Here is a 2500-nt window from a genome sequence, read left to right as displayed (position 1 = left end):
AATTCATGGCTAAGTGGGAAAGCAAGTGGGACGACCAAAACAACCAGGAGGTTGGCTTAGAAGCAGCCATCCTTTAAAGATAGCGTAACAGCTCACTGGTCTAAATAAGTTGTCCTGCGGCGAAGATGTAACGGGGCTCAAGCCATGAGCCGAAGTCTAGGGATGCGTAAGCATCGGTAGCAGAGCGTAGTGTGACATAAGACTTATCCTGTATTGCCGCCGGTCATTTTGGTGTGTGTAAACGCGCTCAAGTAGCCGAATAGGCGGTAGCGCAGGATCAAGTCTTTTCGATGAAGCGGGCGCGTGAGCGATCCCGTGGAGAGATCACTAGTGAGAATGATGACATGAGTAGCGACAAAGAGTGTGAGAGACACTCTCGCCGAAAGTCCAAGGGTTCCTGCTTAAAGCTAATCTGAGCAGGGTAAGCCGGCCCCTAAGCCGAGGCCGAAAGGCGTAGGCGATGGGAACTAGGTTAATATTCCTAGGCCGTGGAGTGGTGACGGATCTCAGAGGTAGTTCATCCTTATTGGATTGAATGGGCTGCTGAGAGGTTCCTGGAAATAGCCCTCCTATAAGACCGTACCCTAAACCGACACAGGTGGACTGGTAGAGAATACCAAGGCGCTTGAGAGAACGATGTTGAAGGAACTCGGCAAAATACCTCCGTAAGTTCGCGAGAAGGAGGCCCGGTTCCTAGGCAACTAGGGGCTGGGGGCACAAACCAGGGGGTGGCGACTGTTTATTAAAAACACAGGGCTCTGCGAAGTCGCAAGACGACGTATAGGGTCTGACGCCTGCCCGGTGCCTGAAGGTTAAAAGGAGAGGTGAGAGCCTTGAATTGAAGCCCAGGTAAACGGCGGCCGTAACTATAACGGTCCTAAGGTAGCGAAATTCCTTGTCGGGTAAGTTCCGACCTGCACGAATGGCGTAACGACTTCCCCGCTGTCTCCAACATCGACTCAGCGAAATTGAATTGCCTGTCAAGATGCAGGCTTCCCGCGGTTAGACGGAAAGACCCCGTGCACCTTTACTACAGCTTCGCACTGGCATCAGGATTGTGATGTGCAGGATAGGTGGTGGGCTTTGAAGCAGAGACGCAAGTCTTTGTGGAGCCTCCCTTGAGATACCACCCTTCGCACTCTTGATGTCTAACCGCGGTCCGTTATCCGGATCCGGGACCCTGCGTGGCGGGTAGTTTGACTGGGGCGGTCGCCTCCTAAAGCGTAACGGAGGCGCGCGAAGGTTGGCTCAGAGCGGTCGGAAATCGCTCGTTGAGTGCAATGGCAGAAGCCAGCCTGACTGCGAGACTGACAAGTCGAGCAGAGTCGAAAGACGGCCATAGTGATCCGGTGGTCCCGAGTGGAAGGGCCATCGCTCAACGGATAAAAGGTACGCCGGGGATAACAGGCTGATACTGCCCAAGAGTCCATATCGACGGCAGTGTTTGGCACCTCGATGTCGGCTCATCTCATCCTGGGGCTGGAGCAGGTCCCAAGGGTACGGCTGTTCGCCGTTTAAAGAGGTACGTGAGCTGGGTTTAGAACGTCGTGAGACAGTTCGGTCCCTATCTGCCGTGGGTGTAGGAGACTTGAGAGGAGTTGCCCCTAGTACGAGAGGACCGGGGTGAACGATCCACTGGTGGACCAGTTGTCGTGCCAACGGCAGTGCTGGGTAGCTATGATCGGACAGGATAACCGCTGAAGGCATCTAAGCGGGAAGCCCCCCTCAAAACAAGGTCTCCCTGAGGGCCGTGGAAGACCACCACGTCAATAGGCCGGAGATGTAAGCGCAGTAATGCGTTCAGTTGACCGGTACTAATCGCCCGATAGGCTTGATTTGATCCAGTAATGGAAAGACAAATCAAAAACATACACCTCATTAAACATGGATAACTTCGCAGCATCTCGCTGCGGTGTTGATTGAATATACAACCGAGTGGCAACGCGCATTTGCACGCAAATACGCTGCCTGCCACCCGTCGCGTTTGCTTCGCAAATCGCGACGTGGGCTTTTCCTCGGTTTGGTGGTCATAGCGCAAGTGAAACACCCGGTCCCATCCCGAACCCGGAAGTTAAGCACTGCCGCGCCAATGGTACTTGGGCTTAAGCCCCGGGAGAGTAGGTCACCGCCAAACCTAGAAAAAGCCCTCAAACTTCTCTCTAAACGATAACAAACGTGTGCGACCCAGGTCTCAAATAGCCAAATTGGCGCTAGACCAACGCAGGGCCTCAAGTAGCGTAAGCGACAGGCCAAAAGTGTCGCGGGATGGAGCAGCCCGGTAGCTCGTCAGGCTCATAACCTGAAGGTCGTAGGTTCAAATCCTACTCCCGCAACCAAAAATACTAAGCAATATTAGATGTTACGCACCGCCTAAGGGCGGTGTTCTTATTTGCGCCAACACAAATGGAACCACTGTGGAAGCAAATGTTTGCTCAACGATCAAACCTCGTCAGGCTCATAACCTGAAAGCCAAACGCTCAAACCCTACTCCCAAACCGAA

General features: G+C 53.5%; 1 tRNA gene and 2 rRNA genes (1 of these 3 cut by a window edge). All 3 read left to right on the top strand.

Annotated elements, in window-relative coordinates:
• Nucleotides 1-1839 (top strand): 23S ribosomal RNA (locus tag Q1B46_RS22030) (it extends 1029 nt beyond the left edge of the window).
• A 180-nt stretch (nt 1840-2019) separates the two neighbouring features.
• Nucleotides 2020-2134 (top strand): 5S ribosomal RNA (gene rrf / locus Q1B46_RS22025).
• 125 nt (nt 2135-2259) lie between these two features.
• A tRNA-Met gene (locus tag Q1B46_RS22020) sits at nt 2260-2336 on the top strand.
• The last annotated feature ends 164 nt before the right edge of the window (nt 2337-2500 follow it).

Source organism: uncultured Ruegeria sp., from assembly GCF_947500045.1.
In the GTDB taxonomy this organism is placed as follows: domain Bacteria; phylum Pseudomonadota; class Alphaproteobacteria; order Rhodobacterales; family Rhodobacteraceae; genus Ruegeria.
The sequence above is the reverse complement of the archived record's forward strand: the minus strand, read 5'-3'. Positions and strand labels throughout refer to the sequence as shown.